Consider the following 21,128-nt stretch of genomic DNA (forward strand, 5'->3'; position numbering starts at 1 on the left):
GCCGACGCTGCGGCGGCTGTCGCAGCAGCCTCCGATCATCGATGCATGCAGCGCGTGACGAGGCCTTCACACCGGTGGGACGCCGTAAATGCCTCCCTGCAGGCGCGAGCGCGGCAGCACGCTGCGCCAGCGTGCGGAATGACTGTCGGCAAGCCGCGTGGGCGCAGCCTCAGCCTTGCGCCAACAGCTCGCGCAGGTCGATCACTCCGGCGTTCGCACGCGAAATGTAGGAGGCCATCACCAGCGAATGGTTCGCGAGCGGGCCGAAGCCGGAGCCGTTCAGGATCAGCGGACTGCGCATCGGCTGCTGGGTGCCTTCGAGCTCGCGGATGATCTGGCGCAGGCTGACGGCGGCGTTCTTGCGCTCCAGCACATCGGCAAAATCGACCTCGACCGCCTTCAGGAAGTGCAGCAGCGCCCACGTCGAACCACGCGCCTCGTAGAAGATGTCGTCGATCTCGTACCAGGGAGTCTTCGACTCGAACGCCGTGCGTCGGGGAGCAGATCGCTCCGCAGTGGCGTCGGACGTCGCCACGCCGACCTGCAGCGGCGCCTTGCCTACGCTCGCACTGAGGCGTTGCGACAGGCTACCGAGGCGGGTCTGCACGGTATTCAGCCAATAACGCAGATTGTCGGCACGCGCGTAGAACTGCGCATCCGCGCTGCCTGGATCCGCCAGGCGGCGAGCGTAGGAGCGCAGGCGCCGCACCCCCGAGGCGTATTCCGATTCCGTCGCCGGCAGGATCCACGACTCGCTGTCGAAATTGAACTGCGGCTCGGCGAGCACCAGATCGGGATCTTCCTTCGACTGCGACTGCGAGCGGCTCAGTGTCTCGCGCATCGCCTTCGCCAGATCACGCACCTGCACCAGTGCACCGAACTCCCAGTTCGGCATATTGTCGAGCAGCACTCCGGGTGGCAGCACGTCGTTGCTGAGGTAGCCGCCAGGCTTGTCGAGCAGCGTGCCCGCGACCCGGATCAGCGCCGCCGTGGTCGTCGATCCGACGACCACGGCGCGGCCGATGCGCGCGGCATCGCTGCGTGCGTTCTCGCGTACGTCGAAGGCAGACGGCTCGTTCGACCACAGCAGCGAGAGCGCTACATCCCCCAGCACCAGCAACGCGACCAGCCCCGCGATCACGCGCGCCAGCGCACCACCCGGCACCAGCGTCTTGCCGAGCGCACGCAACCTGCCCTGCTCCACGTCCATGCTCACTCCTCCCCGAACTTCCTGACGCGCGCGTCGGCGCAGACTTCCTCTCCACCCTCAAGGCGCAGGCAGAACGGCAGCAGCGCGCCACGCTGCAGTGCCCCGCGCACCTCGCCCAGCATCAGGTGGTAGCCACCGGGGCGCAGCTCCACGCTGCTGCCGGCAGGAATCTCGAGCCGTTCCACCGCGTACATGCGCACCATTCCAGCCTCCTGGCGATGGCCGTGAATCGCCGCGCTGGCGGCGGCATCACTGCGTGCACCGACGACCGCGAGCGGCGCGGATCCACGGTTGTGCAGCTCCATGTAGACGGCAGCGATCGGTCGCCCCGGCGGGGGCTCGTCCAGCCACGGCGCGACGATCTCGAGCGTCGCGGCGTGCGCCCCGGCAGCGGCAGCCATGCACGCGGCAAGCAGTATCCGGACCAGTCTTGGGCGGCTTCGGCTCATCCCGACAGATTCTCCAAGCATCGACCACCGGCATTCTGCCATAGTGCCCCCGGAACACGGCTGGTAATAAATCGCGCTTGCTCGAAAGCGCGCGCCGCCACTGGCTAGAATGCCGGCTGGCGGCGCACCCGGGCGCCACGCAACGGATCTGATCATGTCTCGCATCCTTTTATTGGTTGTCTGGCTCAGCCTCCCGTTCACGGGGGCAGCGCTCGCCGGCACCGACATCCTGCTGCAGGCACCACGGGCCAGCACGCTGCTCGACGACGAGCCGCACTTCCTGCCGGTGGAGCAGGCTTATGCAGTCAGCCCGGAAGTCGTCGACGATCGGCTGCTGCTGCGCTGGCACATCGCCGACGGTTATTACCTCTATCGTGAAAGGCTGCGCCTCGCTCTCGGCAGCGAAGCCGCCATGCAGCCAGCGCCGATCACGCTGCCAGCGGGCGAACCTTACGAGGACGCGTTCCTGGGTGCGACCGAGGTCTACCGTGGCACGCTGGAACTCTCGGTTCCGCTCACGGGCACGGAGACGCTGCTGGAACTCAAGTCGCAGGGTTGTGCCGACGCCGGGCTGTGCTATCCGCCACGCACACAACGGTTTCGCATCGACCAGGCCAGCGGCAGCGTGACTGAAATCGCCAGGCCGCCGCGGCGTGCCGCGGCGGCGGCAAGCCGCACGCAAACCGGGACCGGGGATGCGGCGCCGGCGCCGCTGCCCGCGCACGGCAAGCTGCTGTGGATGGCCGTGCTGGCTGCCCTGGGCGGCATGATCCTGAATCTGATGCCGTGCGTGTTTCCGGTGCTGTCGCTGAAGGTGCTGGCGATTGCGGCCAAGGGCGGTGATCGCAGCGGCAAGGCGCTGCACGGTCTGCTGTATGCGGCAGGTGTGGTCGTCAGCTTCGTGCTGATCGCGGCCTTGCTGCTCGCGCTGCGCAGTGCAGGCGAGGCGATCGGCTGGGGCTTCCACCTGCAATCGCCACCGTTCGTCGCCGCTCTGGTCTATCTGTTCGTGGCGATGGGCCTGAGCCTGTCGGGCCTGAGCAATCCGGGCTCCGGACTGATGGGTCGCGGCGATGCGCTGGCACGCCGCAGCGGTTACGCCGGGTCGTTCTTCACCGGGGTGCTTGCAACCGTGGTTGCCAGTCCATGCACGGCGCCCTTCATGGGCACCGCGCTCGGCTGGGCAATGACACAGGACACGGTGCGCGCGCTGGTCGTGTTCGCGGCACTCGGCGTCGGGATGGCCACGCCCTTCGTGCTGCTCGCGCTCAGCCCGACGCTGCTCGCGCGATTGCCGCGCCCGGGCGCCTGGATGGAGGGTTTCAAGCAACTGCTCGCATTTCCGCTCTACGGCGCAGCCGTATGGCTGCTGTGGGTGCTGGGCAAGCAGAGCGGCGTGAACGCGATGGCAGCAGCGGCAGGCGGCTGCGTATTGCTCGCGCTCGCGCTGTGGAGCCTGGAGCGCGCCAAACTGGCACGACGTCCGCTACCCGCCCGCGTAGTGGCCGTGCTTGCCGGCGCGCTGGCGCTGGCAACCCTCGCTTCGCCCGTGTTCGAACGCCACGCCACGCCGGACCAGGCGGCGGCAGACGAGGGCTGGGAGCCCTACAGCACACAACGCTTCGAGCAACTGCGCTCGCGCGACGCGGCGGTATTCATCAACGTGACCGCCGACTGGTGCATCACCTGCCTCGCCAACGAGCGATTCGCACTCGCCTCACCAGCGGTGCGCGATGCCTTCGCCAGGCGCAACATCGTGTACCTGAAGGGTGACTGGACCAACAGCGACCCGCAACTCACGCAACTGCTGCAGGCGCATGGCCGCAGCGGCGTGCCGCTCTACATCTACTACCCGGCGGGCAGCACCACCCCTGCCCGCATCCTGCCGCAACTGCTGACACCGTCGATCGTCCTCGCGGCACTCGAACGCGCATAGCGCGATGCCGGCCGGCTGCGATGCCGGCCTGGCCGCACCGTCGGCGACGCCACGGAACCGACAAACTGCTGCCATCCTGCAGCCATCGTGATCGAACTTTGGCGATCTATGGACGGGCAAAACGAATTCGTTCAGAATTCCGGGACCATTCGGCAGACCCGTATCGCAGCAGATGCAACGATCCGGGACGCCCGCGAGCGAGACACGACATGCCGACCATACTGGTGCTCCACGGGCCCAACCTGAACCTGCTCGGCACGCGCGAGCCACAGACTTACGGTTCGGTGACGCTCGAGCAGATCAACCAGCGTCTTGCCTCGATCGCGGTGGCCCACGGGCACCACCTGCAGACCATGCAGAGCAACGCCGAACACGAACTGATCGAACGCATCCACGCCGCGCGCTCCGAAGGCATCGGCTGCATCGTCATCAACCCGGGCGGCTTCACGCACACCAGCGTCGCGCTGCGCGACGCGCTGCTCGCCGTTGCGGTACCGTTCATCGAGGTTCATCTTTCCAACGTGCACGCACGCGAACCGTTCCGCCGTCACTCCTACTTTTCCGATGTCGCGGCCGGCGTGATCTGCGGCCTTGGACCACTCGGCTACGAACTCGCGCTGCAGGCCGCAATCGCACGTATCGACAACAATTGAACAATCACCGGGGACACACCATGGACATCCGCAAGATCAAGACCCTCATCGAACTGCTGGACGGCACCGATATCACCGAGATCGAGATCTGCGAGGGGGAAGAGTCGCTGCGCATCAGCCGCGGCCACGCCGCCACGGCGTACCCGGCTGCCACCCTGGTGGCACACGCGGCACCGGTCGTCGCCGCAGGACCCGCTGCGAGCGCTGCAGCGCCACCTGCCGCCGCGCCTGCAGCGACCCCTGCGGAACCTTCCGGACACCTGGTGCGTTCGCCGATGGTCGGCACTTTCTACCGCTCACCCTCGCCCGGTGCGGCCGCATTCGTGGAACCCGGGCAGAGCGTGAAGGCCGGTGACGTGATCTGCATCGTCGAGGCCATGAAAATGATGAATCACATCGAGGCTGACAAGAGCGGCGTCATCGGGGCAATCCTGGTCGAGGACGGCGAGCCGGTCGAGTTCGATCAGCCACTGGTGAGCATCGTCTGAGACCCGGCAACCATCGCGTACAGGATTGCAGCCCATGCTGAAGAAAGTCGTGATTGCGAACCGCGGCGAGATCGCCCTGCGCATCCTGCGCGCCTGCCGCGAACTCGGTATCCGCACCGTCGCCGTGCACTCGCAGGTCGACCGTGACCTGATGCATGTACGCCTTGCTGACGAAGCGGTGTGCATTGGCCCCAACCCCTCGGCACAGAGCTATCTGAACGTGCCGTCGATCATCAGTGCCGCCGAGATCACCGATGCGGTCGCGATCCACCCCGGCTACGGCTTTCTTGCCGAGAATGCGAATTTCGCCGAACAGGTGGAAAAAAGCGGTTTCGTCTTCATCGGCCCCACACCCGACGTGATCCGGCTGATGGGTGACAAGGTGCGTGCGAAGGAGGCGATGAAGGCATCCGGCGTACCCACCGTTCCCGGTTCCGATGGTGCGTTGCCAGAGGACAACGACGAGATTCTTGCGATGGCGCGCGCAGTCGGCTATCCGGTGATCATCAAGGCGGCGGCGGGCGGCGGCGGGCGCGGCATGCGCGTGGTGCACAGCGAGGCCTCGCTGCTCACCTCGGTGTTCGTGACCCGCAACGAGGCGCAGGCAGCCTTTGGCGACGGCACGGTCTACCTGGAGAAATACCTCGAGAATCCGCGCCACGTCGAAATCCAGGTGCTGTGTGACGGCCAGGGCAACGCGATCCATCTCGGCGACCGTGACTGCTCGCTGCAGCGTCGCCACCAGAAAGTGCTGGAGGAAGCGCCGGCTCCGGGCATCCCGAGTGCAGTCAAGCGCTCGGTCGCCGAAAGCTGTGTGCGTGCGTGTCGCCAGATCGGCTACCGGGGCGCCGGCACCTTCGAATTCCTGTACGAGAACGGTCAGTTCTTCTTTATCGAGATGAACACACGCGTGCAGGTCGAGCACCCCGTCACCGAAGCGATCACCGGCATCGACATCGTGCGCGAGCAACTGCTGATCGCCGGCGGCTACCCGCTGTCTATCCGCCAGGAAGACGTGCTGTTCCGCGGCCACGCGTTCGAATGCCGCATCAACGCCGAGGATCCACAGACCTTCGCACCGTGCCCCGGCAAGGTGAACCGTTTCCACGCACCGGGCGGCAACGGCGTGCGCGTGGACTCGCACCTCTACAGCGGCTATACGGTGCCACCGAACTACGATTCGCTGATCGGCAAGGTGATCGCCTGGGCCGACGACCGCGATGCGGCGCTGGCACGCATGCGGGGCGCGCTCGACGAAGTGATCGTCGACGGCATCCGTACCAATATTCCGCTGCACCAGCGTCTGGTGCGCGACGAGGCGTTCCGGCGCGGTGGCGTCAGCATTCACTACCTCGAAAAGAAGCTCCAGACCTGAGAGTGCCATGGGGTGGCTGCAACTGCGCCTGGTCGCCACCAGAGATCGCGTCGAGCTGCTCGAGGACGCGCTGCTGACCGCCGGCGCGCTTGCGGTCACGCTGGGCGACCACCGCGACGCGCCGATTCTCGAACCCGGCGTCGGTGAAACACCGCTGTGGCCCGAAGTCGATCTGACCGCACTGTTCGAGCGGGACACCGACCGGGCACGGGTGGCGACCGTGCTCGGCGACACCCTCGGCAGCAGTGCACCGGAACTGCGCTGGGAGCACCTGGAAGAGCGGGTCTGGGAGCGCGAATGGCTGCAGCACTTCAAGCCGCTGCGCTTCGGTGAGCGCTTCTGGGTCTGCCCCGGCGACATGGCAGCTCCCGACCCCGGCGCGACCGTGCTGCGCCTCGACCCGGGGCTGGCCTTCGGCACCGGCACCCACCCGAGCACCGCGCTATGCCTGGAGTGGCTCGCCTGCAACCCACCCGCAGGCGCAACCGTGATCGACTACGGCTGTGGCTCCGGAATCCTCGGTATCGCCGCCCTGCTGCTCGGCGTCGCGCATGTGTATGCAGTCGACATCGACCCGCAGGCGTTGCTCGCCACGCGCGACAACGCCGCGCGCAACGCGCTCCCGTGCGGATCACTGGACGTAGGCACGCCGCAGATGCTCGATACCGCCGCTCCCGCGGACCTGCTGCTCGCCAACATCCTCGCCGGGCCACTGATCGAACTTGCACCACGGCTCGCGCGGCTGCTGCGACCCGATGGCACTGCGGTCCTGTCCGGCATACTGCACGAGCAGGCGGCCGAGGTGCTGGCGGCGTGGGCACCGTGGTGCGCACACATCGCGACGGTGGAGCGCGATACCTGGTGCCGGATCGAACTGCGACGCACATCGAGCGCCGCGCCATGAGCGAGGCGGTCACGCGCTGCCCGGGCTGCCAGACCGCGTTTCGTGTCAACGCGGAGCAGCTCGCGTCGGCCGAGGGGCTGGTGCGCTGCGGCGTCTGTGCGCGGGTGTTCCGTGCCGATCTGCACCTCGTCGCCAACGAACCCGTGCCTGGCTGGCAGGCCGGTCAGCCCGCCGTGCCCGGAGCTGCGATCGAGGAGATATACATCCGGGAACTCCTTGGCGAGCATGACCACGCGGAACAGCCCGCACCAATCGTCGTCGGCCACCATGCGCCCGACCCCGGGGAGGGTGTCGCAAAACCTCACGAGACGTGTGGCGACGCCCCCGCATCGGAGGGCGTGTGCCGCCGGGATGCGACACCCGAACCTGCAGCGGCAGCCGTACCCGAGCCGGCAACCGGATCCGACACGCCGATCGGAGCAGAGACGGTAGACGCAACCGACGAACCGGCTGCAGCCGCGGAACCCGCACCCGTTCCGCCATTCACGCCGCCACCGATCGAGATCGACCAGACGCCGGCGCCGCGACGCGCGCGCAATGCCGCCTGGGGGCTGGGCTGCGCGGTCGCGATGCTCGCGCTCGCGGTGCAGTACGGCTGGCACCAGCGCACGCGGCTGCTCGAAGACCCGGCAACCCGCCACGGGCTGGAGCGCGCCTGCGCAACGTTCGGCTGTGCGCTGCCTCGCCCGCCCGCACCGCAGGCGATCCGCGGCGAGGCACTGCTGGTCCGTCCGGCACCCGATCGGGAAGGCGTGCTGCTGGTCGACGCGCTGCTCAGCAACCATGCCGCGTACGCACAACCCTGGCCCGGCCTCGCCATCAGTTTCCAGGACCTGCGCGGGCACACGCTGGCCGGGCGCGTGTTTGCCGCCGCCGAGTACCTGCCGGAGCCGCCACGTGTGGACATGCCGATCGGACAGGCGGTCGCCGTGCACCTGGAACTGCACGACCCCGGCGAGCGCGCGACCGGCTACCGCATGGAGATCCTGCCGCCGGCGGCGGCGCGCTGAGCCAGCGTCGACTGCCTGGCCCTTTAATCACCCGCCGCCCGCCGGTATGATTCCGCCCCCCGAGAGGGATTCCCGACTCCACCGTCTCAAGAGGCATCAGTTGCTGCGCATCGGGCCATTCCGTTTCGACACCCGCGTCGTGCTCGCGCCGATGGTCGGCGTGACGGACACACCGTACCGCGCGCTGTGTGCGCGTCTGGGTACGCGGCTGGCGATCGCCGAAATGGTCGCGGCGGATGCACGGCTGTGGGATACGCGGCGCACCCGGTTGCGGCTGCAGCAGGCTGGGTCCGAATTGCCGTGCTGGGTGCAGATCGCAGGCAACGATGCACACACGATGGCCGCAGGTGCACGCCGCCAGGCCGACCTGGGCGCGCAGATCATCGATATCAACATGGGCTGCCCGGCGAAGAAAGTCTGCAGCCGGGCGGCAGGTTCTGCCCTGCTGCGCGACGAGCGGCTGGTCGCAGACATCCTTGCCGCGGTGGTCGCAGCCGTGCCGGAGGTGCCCGTGACGCTGAAGATGCGTACCGGCTGGAGTCCGGGCGAACGCAACGGTGTGCGCATCGCCCGCATCGCAGAGGACTGTGGCGTGCGTCTGCTCAGCGTGCACGGACGCACGCGCGCCTGTCGCTTCGAGGGCGCAGCCGAATACGACACGATCCGCGCCATCGTGCAGTCGGTTTCGGTGCCAGTGATCGCCAACGGCGACATCACGGACACGGCAGGCGCACGCGCGGTGCTCGCACACACCGGCGCCACTGCGGTGATGGTGGGGCGTGCAGCGCAGGGACGCCCCTGGCTGTGCGGATCGATCGACGCAGCACTCGCCGGACAGCCGGCGAGGTGCACACCGCAAGGTCCGGAACTGGCTGCGATCGTCACCGGTCATATCGATGCGCTGCACGCGTTCTACGGCGAGACGGCTGGCGTTCGCATTGCGCGCAAGCACGTCGGCTGGTACCTGCGCTCGTGCGGTGAGGACCGCAGCTTCCTGCACGAGTTCCACCGCCTGGACGCGGCACGCGCGCAACTCGCTGCGCTACACGAACATTTCGCCGCCATCGGCGACGGCGAAGCGAGGGCAGCATGAACGGAAGCGAGGACCCTGCGTGCAGGCCATGCGCCGGGGCCGACGAGCCACAGCAGGCGGAGGCAGCGGGCGAGCGGCACTCGCTGCGCTGCTGTGTGCGGATCGCGCTGCAGGACTATTTTGCACAGCTCGACGGCCAGATGGTCAGCGGCGTCTACGAGATGGTCCTCGCCGAGGTCGAGGCACCGATGCTCGAAACGGTGCTCGAATACACGCGCGGCAACCAGACGCTCGCCGCGGAAGTGCTCGGCCTGAACCGCGGCACGCTGCGCAAGAAGCTCAAACGCTACGACATGCTATGAACCGCCGCCACGCACCTCGTGCGCGGCTCCAACCACCAGTGCACACGGACTGCTCTCCATGAACCACCCAGCCGATATCGTCGCGGTCCGCCGCGCCCTGATCAGCGTCTCGGACAAGACCGGCGTGGTCGAATTCGCACGCGAACTCGCCACGCTTGGCGTCGAGATCCTTTCGACGGGCGGCACGCAACGGTTGCTGGCCGATGCCGGCATCCCGGTGCGCGAAGTATCGGACTACACCGGCTTCCCGGAAATGATGGACGGGCGCGTGAAGACACTGCACCCGCGCGTGCACGGCGGCATCCTCGGTCGCCGCGGTGAAGACGACGCGGTGATGGCTGCGCACGGAATCGCGCCGATAGACCTCGTGGTGGTGAATCTTTACCCGTTCGAGCAGACGGTGGCGCGCCCCGATTGCGACCTTGCCACCGCGATCGAGAACATCGACATCGGCGGCCCGACCATGGTGCGCTCGGCGGCCAAGAATCACCGCCACGTGGGAATCGTCGTCGACACGGCCGATTACCAGCGCGTACTGGCCGAACTGCGTGCGCACGGCGGAACCCTTGCCGCGACGCGGTTCGATCTGGCCGTGAAGGCCTTCGAGCACACGGCGCGCTACGATGGCGCCATCGCGAACCATCTCGGCGCACTCGATGCAAGCGCTGCGCGCAGCGCCTTCCCGCGCACGTTCAGCCTGCAATTCAGCAAGGCGCAGCAGATGCGCTACGGCGAGAACCCGCACCAGACGGCTGCGTTCTACGTCGAGCACGAGCGCGGTGAGGCAAGCATCGCGAGCGCCCGCCAGTTGCAGGGCAAGGAGCTCTCGTACAACAACATCGCCGACACCGACGCGGCGCTCGAGTGCGTGAAGCAGTTCCACGGCGACGCGGCCTGCGTGATCGTGAAACATGCGAACCCCTGCGGGGTTGCGCTGGCACCGACGCCGTTGCAGGCGTACGAACTCGCGTGGAACACCGACAGCGAGTCGGCCTTCGGCGGCATCATCGCGTTCAACCGCGAACTCGACGGCGAGACCGCGGCAGCAATCGTCGAGCGGCAGTTCGTCGAGGTGATCGTTGCGCCAGCGGCAAGCGCAGACGCCGTAACGGCAGTGGCTGCGAAGAAGAACGTGCGCCTGCTGGTCTGCGGCGAACTGCCACGGCAAAGCGCACCGCGCCTGGACTACAAGCGCGTCACGGGCGGCCTGCTGGTGCAGGACGCCGACCTCGCGCTGTACGCCGGGCTGCGCGTCGTGAGCCGCCGTCAACCGACCGAGGCAGAACTGCGCGACCTGCTGTTCGCATGGCAGGTGGCGAAGTTCGTGAAATCGAACGCCATCGTGTACGCACGCGACAATCGCACGATCGGAGTCGGCGCGGGGCAGATGAGCCGGGTGAACTCGGCACGCATCGCGGCGATCAAGGCCGAACAGGCGGGGCTCGCGGTAACCGGTGCGGTGATGGCATCGGACGCCTTCTTCCCGTTTCGCGACGGCATCGACAACGCAGCGGCGGCAGGCATCCGCGCGGTGATCCAGCCCGGTGGCTCGGTGCGCGACGACGAGGTCATCGCTGCTGCCGACGAGCACGACATGGCGATGGTATTCACCGGCATGCGCCACTTCCGCCACTGAACGGAGACGAGCGGAGCATGAACGTTCTGATCATTGGCAGCGGCGGACGCGAGCACGCACTCGCCTGGAAGGTGGCGCAAAGCTACCGGGTGGACACCGTGTTCGTGGCGCCCGGCAACGGCGGCAGCGCACGCGAGCCCGGCGTGCGCAACGTCGCGATCGACATGATGGACTTCGGCGCACTCGAACGCTTTGCGCGCGAAAACACGGTAGGGCTCACGATAGTCGGCCCCGAAGCACCGCTGGTCGCCGGCATCGTCGATCATTTCCGCGCTGCCGGCCTGCGCTGCTTCGGCCCGACCCGCGGTGCCGCGCAACTCGAGGGATCGAAGGCGTTCACCAAGGATTTCCTGGCTCGTCACGGCATTCCGACGGCGGCATACGCCAGCTTCACGTCGGTGACGGAGGCACAAGCGTATATCCGCGCCCGCGGCGCACCGATCGTCGTGAAGGCCGACGGACTGGCTGCCGGCAAGGGCGTGATCCTCGCCATGGACGAGGACACCGCGATCGCGGCGGTGCGCGACATGCTGGCCGGCAACGCGTTCGGCGAGGCCGGGCACCGGGTGGTGATCGAGGAGTTCCTGGTCGGCGAGGAGGCAAGCTTCATCGTGCTCGTCGACGGCGAGAACGTGTTGCCGCTGGCATCCAGCCAGGACCACAAGGCACGCGACGACGGCGACCGCGGACCGAACACGGGCGGCATGGGCGCGTATTCACCGGCGCCGGTGGTGACCCCGGAAATCCATGCGCGCGTGATGAATGAAGTGATCCTGCCTACCGTGCGCGGCATGGCACGCGAAGGCAACACCTATACGGGCTTCCTTTACGCCGGCCTGATGATTGCAGCCGACGGCACGCCGAAGGTGCTGGAATACAACTGCCGCTTCGGTGATCCCGAGACGCAGCCGATCCTGATGCGGCTGCGCTCCGACCTGACTGCACTGTGCGATGCCGCACTCGACGGGCAGCTCGACGTCGTCGAGGCCGAATGGGACCCGCGCGCCGCGCTCGGCGTGGTGATGGCCGCCGGCGGCTACCCCGACGCCTACGGCAAAGACGACACGATCGAGGGTCTGCCGACGCATGCCGATCCGCTGACACACGTATTCCACGCCGGAACGGCGCTCGCTGCCGATGGCACGGTACGCACCAGCGGTGGGCGCGTACTGTGCGTGACCGCCCTCGGCGACACGGTTGCCGCCGCACAGGAACGCGCCTATGCGCTGTGCCGGCAGATCCACTGGGACGGCTGTTTCTACCGCCGCGACATCGGCCACCGTGCGATTGCACGCGAACGCAGCCGCTGATCCCTGCCCGGGCTGATCATCGGACGCAGCAGACCGGTTCGCCTCAGGCCGCAGGTACGGTACGCCCGGCGGCCCAGAGACGCAGTGCGTCCATGCGTTCAGCCATGGTGACCGACAGCGGCACCGTGGCGCGGATTTCGGTCAGCAGATGCATGCCGTCGATCGACTGGTGTGCCGCCGCAGCGCGATAGCGCGCACCGACCACGACCTGCTCGATCTCGGCACCCGAAAAGCCCACACTCGCAGCGGCAAGCGCGGCAACGTCCAGAGCCTCGCTGGCCATGCCGCGCCGACGCAGGTGGATGTGGAAGATTTCGGCACGTGTGCTCTCGTCGGGCAGGTCGACGAAAAAGATCTCGTCGAAGCGGCCCTTGCGCAGCAGCTCCGGCGGCAGCTGCGCGACGTCGTTCGCGGTGGCAACCACGAACACCCCGCCACGCTGCTCGGACATCCAGGTCAGCAGGCTGCCGAGCACGCGACGCGACACGCCCGCATCGGAATCACCGGTACCGATACCCTTTTCGATCTCGTCGAGCCACAGCACGCAGGGCGCCATCAGTTCGGCGGATCGCAGCGACTCGCGCAGGTTGCGCTCGGTCTCGCCGATGTACTTGTTGTACAGCGCTCCCATGTCGAGCCGCAGCAGCGGCAGGGACCACGCACCGGCGATCGCGCGCGCACTCACGCTCTTGCCCGCCCCCTGTACGCCGAGCAGCAACACGCCGCGCGGGCGATCGATCTGCTGCGCCAGCGTCGTGGTCGCCGCTTCACGGCGCTGGTCCAGCCAGGCACGCAGACGGCCCACTCCGGCGACGTCGGCGAACTGCTCGGTGCGATATTCGAAACTCAGCACGCCGTCGAGGTTCATCAGCTCGAACTTGGCCCGGTTGATTTCCGGCAACTCCGACTCGGTGATGCTGCCGTCATCGAAGATCGCGTTGCGCACCAGCCGCCGGCAGTCGGCATGGGTAAGACCACGCAGGCTGCGCGTGAGCTGTGCCAGGGTCCGGCTGTCGGTACGCACCCGCTGCCCTGCGTTGGCCTCCTGCCAGCGCTGCGCCTCCTCGCGCACGATCGCCACGATCCCCTCCTCGTCGGGCAGCGAGAGTTCGACGCGCGCCGCGAGCCGCGTCAGCTCCGGCGGTATGCCCAGACGGTGGCTCAGCAACACCAGCGTGCGCGGAAGTTCGCGATAGCGCAGCGCCACGTCCTTCAGCAGCCGCACCAGCCGCGGATCGGCGAGGTACGGGTGCAGATCGCAGAGCAGGTACAGCGCCGGCTCGCGGTGCGCCTTGACTGCCCTCAGCATGGCTTCGGGCTCGAGCAACGCATCGGACGACGGAAGTTCACCGAAATCGAGCCGCTGCAGCCCCTCGGTGACCGACCACACGAACAGCGGCAAGGCCTCGCGAATCGCCAGGCGGGTCATCATTTCGCGAGCACGATTCTCGTCGTGTGTTTCGACGACCAGGATCGGCACGTGCGAGCGGATCAGCAGTTGCAGGTCGCGGAAGTCGTTGCCGCTGTCGGCCTCCGGCATGCTCATGCCATGCCGGCGCCGCTGATGGCATGCAGGGCGTGCAGGCGTACCGTGACCTGCTCGGGCGTGAGGTCCTCGATATGCGTGGCGACGATCCAGACGTGTCCGAACGGATCGCGCAGCGCTCCGTTGCGGTCACCGTAGAACTGGTCCGCGACCCCGCGCAACTGCACACCGCCAGCAGCCAGCGCACGCGCAAAGCACGCGTCCACGTCGTCGACGTACAGCCGCACGGCAACGGAAGTGCCGGCCAGTGAAGACGGGCTCCGCTGTGGGCTGCCCACCATCTCGTCGGCCAACAGCAGCAGCGCATCGCCGATGCGGATCTCGGCGTGGGTGACCAGACCGGAGGCGCTTTCCAGCCGCAGCACTTCCTCCGCCCCGAACGCCCGCCGGTAGAAATCGATTGCTGCCACGGCCCCGCGCACGCCGAGATACGGGGTGATGGTCGAGCAGACTCGCGACTGTGAAGCCATGGTCATCGTCTTTCTCCGTTGTTCTCCTCGCCCCGCCGCCGTGCAGCATCGGTGTCGCCCGGGTTTCAGGGGTGGTATCGCCGTTTCCCGGCATCACTATAGAATCTCCGCAACCTCACGTCAGCGCCTCGCCATGCAACGCCGCCTTTCCCTGCTCGACCAGATCGTGATCGGACTCGACCACGCACGACGGCACGCCACCGGCGAGGCGCCGACTCCTGCACGCCACAGCCCTGCGCTGCTGCACGATGAACCGGCGCTCGACGCCGCCGAACGGCGTCATGTCGCAGGACTGATGCGGGTGAATCATACCGGCGAGGTCTGCGCGCAGGCGCTCTACCAGGGGCAGGCACTGACCGCGCGCCTGGACGGGGTGCGCGCCACGATGGAGCGCGCAGCCGACGAAGAAATCGATCATCTCGCATGGTGCGCTGACCGCGTGCACGCAATGGGTGCGCGCACCAGCATGCTGAACCCCCTGTTCTATGCGCTGTCGTTCGGCATCGGCGCGATTGCCGGGGCAGCCGGAGACCGCTGGAGCCTTGGCTTCGTCGCCGCCACCGAGGATCAGGTCTGCAGGCACCTGCGCGAGCATCTCGAGAGCTTGCCCGCAGCCGATACGCGCTCGCGAGCGATCGTGCAGCAGATGCTCGAGGACGAGGCACGTCACGCAACGCACGCACGCGAGCACGGTGCCAGCGAATTCCCGGCACCGGTGCGTGAAGCAATGACGCTGCTGTCGCGCGTGATGACCGCGACGACCTACCGTATCTGAGCGCGCGGAATTCAGGCGATCTCGAAATCGTGCGTGACCTCGACACCGGCCTTGGCGAGCATGATCGAGGCCGAGCAGTACTTCTCGGCCGAGAGCTGCACCGCGCGCTCGACCTGCTTCGGGTTCAGGTCCTGTCCGGACACCACGAAATGCAGATGGATGCGCGTGAATACCGCCGGGATCGCATCGGCACGCTCGGCGCTCAGCTCCACCCGGCAGTCGCTGACCTGCTGGCGCGATTTCTCGAGGATGCTCACCACGTCGTACGCAGAGCAGCCGCCCACACCGAGCAACAGCATTTCCATGGGCCGCAGCCCGATATTGCGTCCACCACCATCCGGTGGTCCGTCCAGAACCACCGCGTGCCCGCTGCCCGATTCGGCGACGAACGCCCGATCGCCCAGCCACGTCACTGTGCCTTTCATGCCCGGCCCCCCCCTGTAGCGCGCGACGAACCGCACCGCTGTGAACGAAAGGCGCGCAGCGTAGCAAGCCGCTCCGCGCACGCCCAGTGGCCCCCGGCATCACCGCGTCCGTGATCGCGGGTTCGCGTTGCGGCGACTATCATTGCCTTGACCGTGTCGCGTACTACCGAGCAGAGGTGAATATCGTGCCGATCGTTCCTCCAGCGCCGCGCATCCGCCATCTCGACGCGTTCCTGCAGCAGTGCCACCTGCGGCGCTTTCCGGCACGCAGCACGATCATCCACGCCGGCGAGCGCGGAGAAAGCCTGTTCTACATCATGAAAGGCTCGGTGACCGTGGTGATCGAAGGCAGCGACGGCAAGGAGATGATCGTCGCGTACCTGAACAAGGGCGATTTCTTCGGCGAAATGGGCCTGTTCGACAGCGACGAGAACCGCAGCGCATGGGTGCGCGCCAAGACCGAATGCCATGCTGCGGAGATCGGCTACACGCGCTTTCGCGAATTCGTCGAACGCCACCCCGACGTGCTGTTCGAACTCGCGACCCAGATGTCGACACGCCTGCGCACGACGACGCGCAAGGTCGGCGATCTCGCATTCCTCGACGTCACCGGCCGGGTCGCACGCACCCTGCTCGACCTGTGCCGGCAACCGGACGCGATGACTCACCCCGATGGCATGCAGATCCGCATCACGCGCCAGGAGATCGGGCGCATCGTGGGTTGCTCGCGCGAGATGGTCGGACGCGTGCTGAAGACGCTCGAGGAGCAGGGTCTGGTGCACGTGAAGGGCAAGACGATGGTGGTGTTCGGCACGCGTTGACCTACGTGGCGAACAACTCGCGCAGGCGCTCACCCGGGTCGGGCGCACGCATCAGGCTCTCGCCGACCAGGAAGCCGCGCACGCCGCGCACGCGCATCGCCGCGACATCGTCCGCACTGGCGATGCCACTTTCGGTGACGACGATACGCCCCGCAGGGATGCGATCGAGCAGTCCGAAGGTGGTTTCCAGCGAAGTCTCGAAGCTGTGCAGATCCCGGTTGTTGATGCCGATCAACCGCCCGGGCACCGCCAGCGCCAGCGCGAGTTCGGTGGCATCGTGTACCTCGATCAGCACATCGAGTCCGATCTCCGCGGCGAGCGCTGCCAGTTCACCCATCAGCGCGGGCTGTTCACGGAATGCTGCCGCGATCAGCAGCACGCAGTCGGCACCGAGCACGCGCGCCTCGACCACCTGATAGGCATCGAGCGTGAAGTCCTTGCGCAGCACCGGCAGCGCGACCACGGCACGCGCAGCCTGCAGATACGCGTCGGCACCCTGGAAGAAATCGACATCGGTGAGTACCGACAGACAGGTCGCGCCGCCGCGCTCATAGGAGCGAGCCAACTGCGCCGGATCGAAATCGGCACGGATCAGGCCGCGACTCGGCGAAGCCTTCTTGATCTCGGCGATCACCGCGTTGGCGCCGCTGGCGATGCGTTGCGCGAGTGCGTCGGCGAAACCACGCGGCGGCGGCGCATCAGCAAGCGCGGCGCGCAGCTCGCCAAGCGGCCGCACGCGACCGCGCATCGCGACCTCCTCGTGCTTGCGCGCCAGGATGCGGCGCAGGATCGTCGGTGTACTCATGCTTCGTCCAGGCAGGAACAGAAACCGGCGAGCGCTTCGATGCGCTCGAGCGCGAGACCGGAGTGGATCACGTCGTGCGCCAGCGCGACTCCGCGGCGTACCGTGTCGGTGATGCCGCAGAGATGGATCCCGGCACCTGCGTTCAGCGCGATCAGGTCGGCGGCCTTTGCCGCATGCGGTCCTTCGCGACGCCCGAGCGCATCGCGGATCAGCGCGGCAGATGCTGCTCCCGAATCCACCTCGAGCCCGATCAGGCTCTGGCTCGGGATACCGAGCTCCTCCGGCGACCAACTGTGCTCGCCGAGTCTGCCATCGCGCAATTCGACCACGTGGGTGCGTGTGGCGAGGCTGATCTCGTCGAGCCCGTCGTCTGCGTGCACCACCAGCACATGTTCGGCGCCAAGCTTCTGCAGCACCTCGGCCATCGGGCGGCACAGGGCACGGCTGAACGTACCGACCAGCAGCCGACGTGCCCCGGCCGGATTGGTCAGCGGCCCCAGAATGTTGAACACCGTGCGCAGCCCGAGCTCGCGCCGTGGCCCGATCGCATGACGCATGGCATCGTGGTGCGCCGGTGCGAACATGAAGCCGATGCGCAGTTCACGAATCCCGCGCGCGACCAGCACGGGCTCCAGACCCAGCCTGATGCCCAGGTGCTCGAGCGCATCCGCACTGCCACTCGAGCTGGAGACGCCCCGATTGCCGTGCTTGGCCACGTACCCACCGGCGGCCGCCACGACGAAGGCTGCCGCACTCGATACATTGAACAGCCGCGCTCCGTCGCCGCCGGTACCGACCAGATCGACCAATGGCGCCACGCCGACGTCCACCGGCGTCGCCAGTTCGCGCATCACTTCGGCCGCGGCGGTGATCTCGTCGATCGACTCGCTCTTCATGCGCAGCGCGACCAGCAGCGCACCGATCTGTGCGTCGGTGCAGCCGCCTGTCATCACGGTCTGCATCACCGCTCGCATCTCGTGGCGTTCGAGGTCGATGCGGTTGACCACCCGATCCAGCGCTGTCCGTATGTCCATGTGTCAGCCTGCTGCCGCGCGTGCGGGTCGCGGTAATCCGAGAAAGTTGGCGAGCAGGGCGTGACCGTGCTCGGTAAGGATCGATTCCGGGTGGAACTGCACGCCTTCGACCGCCAGCTCACGGTGGCGCACGCCCATGATCTCGTCGATCCCGCCGTTTGCGGCTTCGGTCCACGCCGTAAGCTCGAGGCAATCGGGGCAGCTCGCGCGCTCGATCACCAGCGAATGGTAGCGCGTCGCGACGAACGGATCGGGAAGTCCGCGGAACACCCCCGCGCCGCGGTGACGGATCGGCGAGGTCTTGCCGTGCATGACGTCGCGTGCGCGCACGATACGGCCACCGAAGGCCTGTCCGATGCACTGGTGGCCAAGACAGATGCCAAGGATCGGAATACTGCCCGCGTAGCGGCGAATCACCTCGAGCGAGATGCCTGCCTGGTCGGGGGTACACGGCCCCGGCGAGATCACGATCCGCTGCGGCGCGATCGCCGCCACCTCACTCACCGCGATCTCGTCGTTGCGTACGACCTTCACGCGCGCGCCAAGCTCGCCCAGGTACTGCACCACGTTCCAGGTGAAGGAGTCGTAGTTGTCGATCATCAGGATTTCGGCCACGGCTCCCTCTCGTTCCATTTGCGGTTCACGCTTGCGGAAATGCGGCGCGCTCGACGAGCTCACACAGCACGTGCCCCAGCAGCAGGTGCGCCTCCTGGATGCGCGGTGTCGCCCGCGAGGGCACCGCCAGCAGGTGATCGCACAGTGCCGTCATTCCGCCGCCATCCGCGCCACACAGCCCGATCGTGACCAGGCCGCGTGCCCGCGCCTCGGCGAGTGCACGCAGGATGTTCGGTGACCGGCCGGAAGTCGAATACCCGATGAACACGTCGCCGGCAGCGCCCAGTGCCTGCACCTGGCGCGCGAACACCGCCTCGTAGCCGTAGTCGTTCGCGACGGCGGTCAGGATCGATGTATCCACGGTCAGTGCGACCGCCGGCAGGCCCGGGCGATCGAATGCGAAGCGCCCCACCAGCTCACCGGCGACGTGCTGCGCGTCGGCAGCGCTGCCGCCGTTGCCGGCCAGCAGGATCTTGCCGCCGGCAGCAAGGCGCCCTGCACAGGCTGCTGCTGCAGCGGCCAGCGCCGCGCGCAGCGAATCCGACGCGATCAAGGCATGCACGATCTGCAGGTGCTCCTGCAGCGCGACTTCGATTGCGTTTGTTCCGGTCTGGTTCATGCGTATTGCTCCCTCGAATCGATGACTAGCGTGCGGCCATTCGTGCCTGACCGTGCGCGCACGCCCCCCACCCCACCACAGTGACGCCGGCAAGATGACGATACGCCTGCCCGCGGCGCCCTGAACATGGCGTCCATTTCACCACCGTGTTCACTTGCGCGACACCATCGCCGCGGCGCGGAACATCGCGCGCGCCTTGCTCATCGTTTCTTCCCATTCGAGCGCCGGCACCGAGTCCGCCACCACACCCGCACCGGCCTGCACGTGCAGGCGGCCGTCCTTGATCACCGCGGTGCGAATCGCGATCGCAGTATCCATCTCGCCATGCCACGACAGATAGCCGACCGCACCGCCGTAGATCCCGCGTCGCGAGGGCTCGAGCTCGTCGATGATCTCCATCGCGCGGATCTTCGGTGCACCCGACAGCGTTCCCGCCGGCAACGTGGCGCGCAGCACGTCGATTGCCGTAAGTCCCTCGCGCAACTGCCCGGTCACATTGGACACGATGTGCATCACGTGCGAGTAGCGCTCCACGATCATGCGCTCGGTGACGCCGACGCTGCCGATGCGTGCAACCCGCCCCACGTCGTTGCGCCCCAGATCGATCAGCATCAGATGCTCGGCGATCTCCTTCGGATCGGCCAGCAGTTCGGCCTCCAGCGCCAGGTCTTCCGCGACCGTGGCGCCACGGCGCCGCGTGCCGGCGATGGGGCGTACCGTCACTTCCCCGCCCTGCAGTCGCGACAGGATTTCGGGCGACGAGCCGACGATGTGAAAATCGGCCAGATCGAGGAAATACAGATACGGCGACGGATTCAGGTTGCGCAGCGCGCGGTAGAGGTTCAGCGGGTGGCCGTCGAACGGTGCGCTGAGACGCTGCGAAGGCACCACCTGCATCACGTCGCCGGCCAGGATGTACTCGCGGATACGCGCCACGGCAGATTCGAAACGTTCGCGCCCGAACTCCGACACGAACGCCGACTCGATCGCGCGTACGCGCTCGCCATCGCCCCGGCCGGCGTCGATGTCGACCGGCGGCAGGCGCGGTGCCGGCTCTTCCAGGCGGCGCTGCAGTGCATCGAGCCGTGCCTGCGCGGCGGCCGGCGCATCGGCACTGCGGGGATCGACCGTGACCACCAGCAGGATCGCGCCGGCGAGATTGTCGAAAACGAGGAATTCCCCCGCATCCAGCAACAGGATGTCGGGCGTGCCGAGCACATCGGGAGGCGTGCCGGCTGCGAGCCGGGGCTCGACGAGACGCACGCAGTCGTAGCCGAAATAGCCGACCAGTCCGCCCGAGAACATCGGCAGGTCCGGGTGCTCGTACACGCGCTCGAGCGCAATCGTCTGTTCGATGAACACGAGCGGGTCGGCATGCGTGAACGAGCGCTGCTCATCACCGTCGCAAAGAGTGATCTCGCGCCCACGCACGACGATACGCCGCCGGCACGGCAGCCCGATGATCGAATAGCGGCCCCACTTCTCGCCGCCTTCGACCGACTCGAACAGGAAGCTGAACGGACCGGCGAATCGCAGGTACGCTCCGAGCGGTGTATCGAGGTCGGCAAGCAGACGGCGTACCAGTGGGACGCGGGTATAGCCCTGGCGGGCAAGGTGCTCGAGATCGCTGGGATTCATACAGGCTCCGGATT

General features: G+C 67.4%; 22 protein-coding genes. 12 read left to right on the forward strand and 10 right to left on the reverse strand.

The features are described from left to right. Nucleotides 1–169: 169 nt before the first annotated feature. Entirely contained in the window at nt 170–1,210 is a 1,041-nt protein-coding gene (locus tag H7A12_14200) for a DUF2333 family protein (GenBank protein ID MCP5321956.1), read from the reverse strand. A 2-nt stretch (nt 1,211–1,212) separates the two neighbouring features. Continuing rightward, nucleotides 1,213–1,659 carry a copper chaperone PCu(A)C gene (locus tag H7A12_14205; protein ID MCP5321957.1) on the reverse strand — a complete coding sequence of 149 codons (447 nt, stop codon included), beginning with the start codon at nt 1,657–1,659 and terminating at the stop codon, nt 1,213–1,215. A 154-nt stretch (nt 1,660–1,813) separates the two neighbouring features. Here H7A12_14205 and H7A12_14210 point away from each other — a divergent pair, with 154 nt between their 5' ends. The 10 genes from H7A12_14210 to purD all read left to right on the forward strand — a co-directional run bounded on the left by H7A12_14210 (nt 1,814) and on the right by purD (nt 12,366). After that, nucleotides 1,814–3,595, forward strand: coding sequence for a protein-disulfide reductase DsbD (locus H7A12_14210; protein ID MCP5321958.1), 1,782 nt, complete (start codon nt 1,814–1,816; stop codon nt 3,593–3,595). Between the two features lie 209 nt (nt 3,596–3,804). Next, the gene (gene aroQ, locus H7A12_14215; protein MCP5321959.1) at nt 3,805–4,248 is read left to right on the forward strand and encodes a type II 3-dehydroquinate dehydratase; all 444 of its coding nucleotides are present in this window, start codon (nt 3,805–3,807) and stop codon (nt 4,246–4,248) included. 20 nt (nt 4,249–4,268) lie between these two features. Beyond that, nucleotides 4,269–4,736: an acetyl-CoA carboxylase biotin carboxyl carrier protein gene (locus tag H7A12_14220; GenBank protein MCP5321960.1), complete on the forward strand. Its 468-nt coding sequence runs from the start codon at nt 4,269–4,271 to the stop codon at nt 4,734–4,736. A gap of 34 nt (nt 4,737–4,770) precedes the next feature. Further along, nucleotides 4,771–6,111, forward strand: a complete 1,341-nt coding sequence (gene accC / locus H7A12_14225; GenBank protein ID MCP5321961.1) for an acetyl-CoA carboxylase biotin carboxylase subunit — start codon at nt 4,771–4,773, stop codon at nt 6,109–6,111. A 7-nt stretch (nt 6,112–6,118) separates the two neighbouring features. Further along, a complete protein-coding gene (prmA, locus tag H7A12_14230) occupies nt 6,119–7,015 on the forward strand; it encodes a 50S ribosomal protein L11 methyltransferase (protein ID MCP5321962.1) in 897 nt (298 codons plus the stop codon). Further along, on the forward strand, nt 7,012–8,025 hold the full coding sequence (locus H7A12_14235; GenBank protein ID MCP5321963.1) for a zinc-ribbon domain-containing protein: 1,014 nt from the start codon (nt 7,012–7,014) through the stop codon (nt 8,023–8,025). The genes prmA and H7A12_14235 overlap by 4 nt, the downstream gene beginning before the upstream one ends. 46 nt (nt 8,026–8,071) lie before the next feature. After that, nucleotides 8,072–9,118, forward strand: a complete 1,047-nt coding sequence (gene dusB, locus H7A12_14240; protein MCP5321964.1) for a tRNA dihydrouridine synthase DusB — start codon at nt 8,072–8,074, stop codon at nt 9,116–9,118. Continuing rightward, on the forward strand, nt 9,115–9,420 hold the full coding sequence (gene fis / locus H7A12_14245) for a DNA-binding transcriptional regulator Fis (protein ID MCP5321965.1): 306 nt from the start codon (nt 9,115–9,117) through the stop codon (nt 9,418–9,420). Before dusB ends, fis begins: the two co-directional genes overlap by 4 nt. Before the next feature lie 58 nt (nt 9,421–9,478). Next, nucleotides 9,479–11,056, forward strand: coding sequence for a bifunctional phosphoribosylaminoimidazolecarboxamide formyltransferase/IMP cyclohydrolase (gene purH / locus H7A12_14250; GenBank protein ID MCP5321966.1), 1,578 nt, complete (start codon nt 9,479–9,481; stop codon nt 11,054–11,056). Nucleotides 11,057–11,073: 17 nt separating this feature from the next. Continuing rightward, entirely contained in the window at nt 11,074–12,366 is a 1,293-nt protein-coding gene (gene purD, locus H7A12_14255) for a phosphoribosylamine--glycine ligase (protein MCP5321967.1), read from the forward strand. A 43-nt stretch (nt 12,367–12,409) separates the two neighbouring features. Here purD and H7A12_14260 read toward each other — a convergent pair whose 3' ends face one another. Beyond that, nucleotides 12,410–13,906 carry an AAA family ATPase gene (locus H7A12_14260; GenBank protein MCP5321968.1) on the reverse strand — a complete coding sequence of 499 codons (1,497 nt, stop codon included), beginning with the start codon at nt 13,904–13,906 and terminating at the stop codon, nt 12,410–12,412. Between the two features lie 2 nt (nt 13,907–13,908). Next, the gene (locus H7A12_14265; GenBank protein MCP5321969.1) at nt 13,909–14,388 is read right to left on the reverse strand and encodes a VOC family protein; all 480 of its coding nucleotides are present in this window, start codon (nt 14,386–14,388) and stop codon (nt 13,909–13,911) included. Nucleotides 14,389–14,515: 127 nt separating this feature from the next. On the opposite strand from H7A12_14265, the gene coq7 reads away from it, so the two are divergent. Continuing rightward, entirely contained in the window at nt 14,516–15,157 is a 642-nt protein-coding gene (gene coq7, locus H7A12_14270) for a 2-polyprenyl-3-methyl-6-methoxy-1,4-benzoquinone monooxygenase (protein ID MCP5321970.1), read from the forward strand. 11 nt (nt 15,158–15,168) lie between these two features. Here the strand turns inward: coq7 and H7A12_14275 are convergent, their stop codons facing one another. Continuing rightward, complete coding sequence (locus H7A12_14275; GenBank protein ID MCP5321971.1) at nt 15,169–15,582, reverse strand: OsmC family protein; 414 nt, start codon at nt 15,580–15,582, stop codon at nt 15,169–15,171. Nucleotides 15,583–15,764: 182 nt separating this feature from the next. Here H7A12_14275 and crp point away from each other — a divergent pair, with 182 nt between their 5' ends. Next, on the forward strand, nt 15,765–16,403 hold the full coding sequence (crp, locus tag H7A12_14280; protein MCP5321972.1) for a cAMP-activated global transcriptional regulator CRP: 639 nt from the start codon (nt 15,765–15,767) through the stop codon (nt 16,401–16,403). 1 nt (nt 16,404) lies between these two features. On the opposite strand, the gene trpC is transcribed toward crp, so the two are convergent. The 5 genes from trpC to H7A12_14305 form a co-directional block, all read right to left on the reverse strand. Continuing rightward, nucleotides 16,405–17,208, reverse strand: a complete 804-nt coding sequence (trpC, locus tag H7A12_14285) for an indole-3-glycerol phosphate synthase TrpC (GenBank protein MCP5321973.1) — start codon at nt 17,206–17,208, stop codon at nt 16,405–16,407. After that, the gene (gene trpD / locus H7A12_14290; GenBank protein ID MCP5321974.1) at nt 17,205–18,242 is read right to left on the reverse strand and encodes an anthranilate phosphoribosyltransferase; all 1,038 of its coding nucleotides are present in this window, start codon (nt 18,240–18,242) and stop codon (nt 17,205–17,207) included. The genes trpC and trpD overlap by 4 nt, the downstream gene beginning before the upstream one ends. Nucleotides 18,243–18,245: 3 nt before the next feature. Beyond that, nucleotides 18,246–18,842: an aminodeoxychorismate/anthranilate synthase component II gene (locus tag H7A12_14295; GenBank protein MCP5321975.1), complete on the reverse strand. Its 597-nt coding sequence runs from the start codon at nt 18,840–18,842 to the stop codon at nt 18,246–18,248. Between the two features lie 40 nt (nt 18,843–18,882). Beyond that, nucleotides 18,883–19,476: a D-sedoheptulose 7-phosphate isomerase gene (locus H7A12_14300; protein MCP5321976.1), complete on the reverse strand. Its 594-nt coding sequence runs from the start codon at nt 19,474–19,476 to the stop codon at nt 18,883–18,885. Nucleotides 19,477–19,626: 150 nt separating this feature from the next. Then, complete coding sequence (locus tag H7A12_14305) at nt 19,627–21,114, reverse strand: anthranilate synthase component I (GenBank protein ID MCP5321977.1); 1,488 nt, start codon at nt 21,112–21,114, stop codon at nt 19,627–19,629. Nucleotides 21,115–21,128 lie beyond the last annotated feature (14 nt).

The organism is Pseudomonadales bacterium (assembly GCA_024234165.1).
Lineage (GTDB): Bacteria > Pseudomonadota > Gammaproteobacteria > Pseudomonadales > UBA5518 > UBA5518.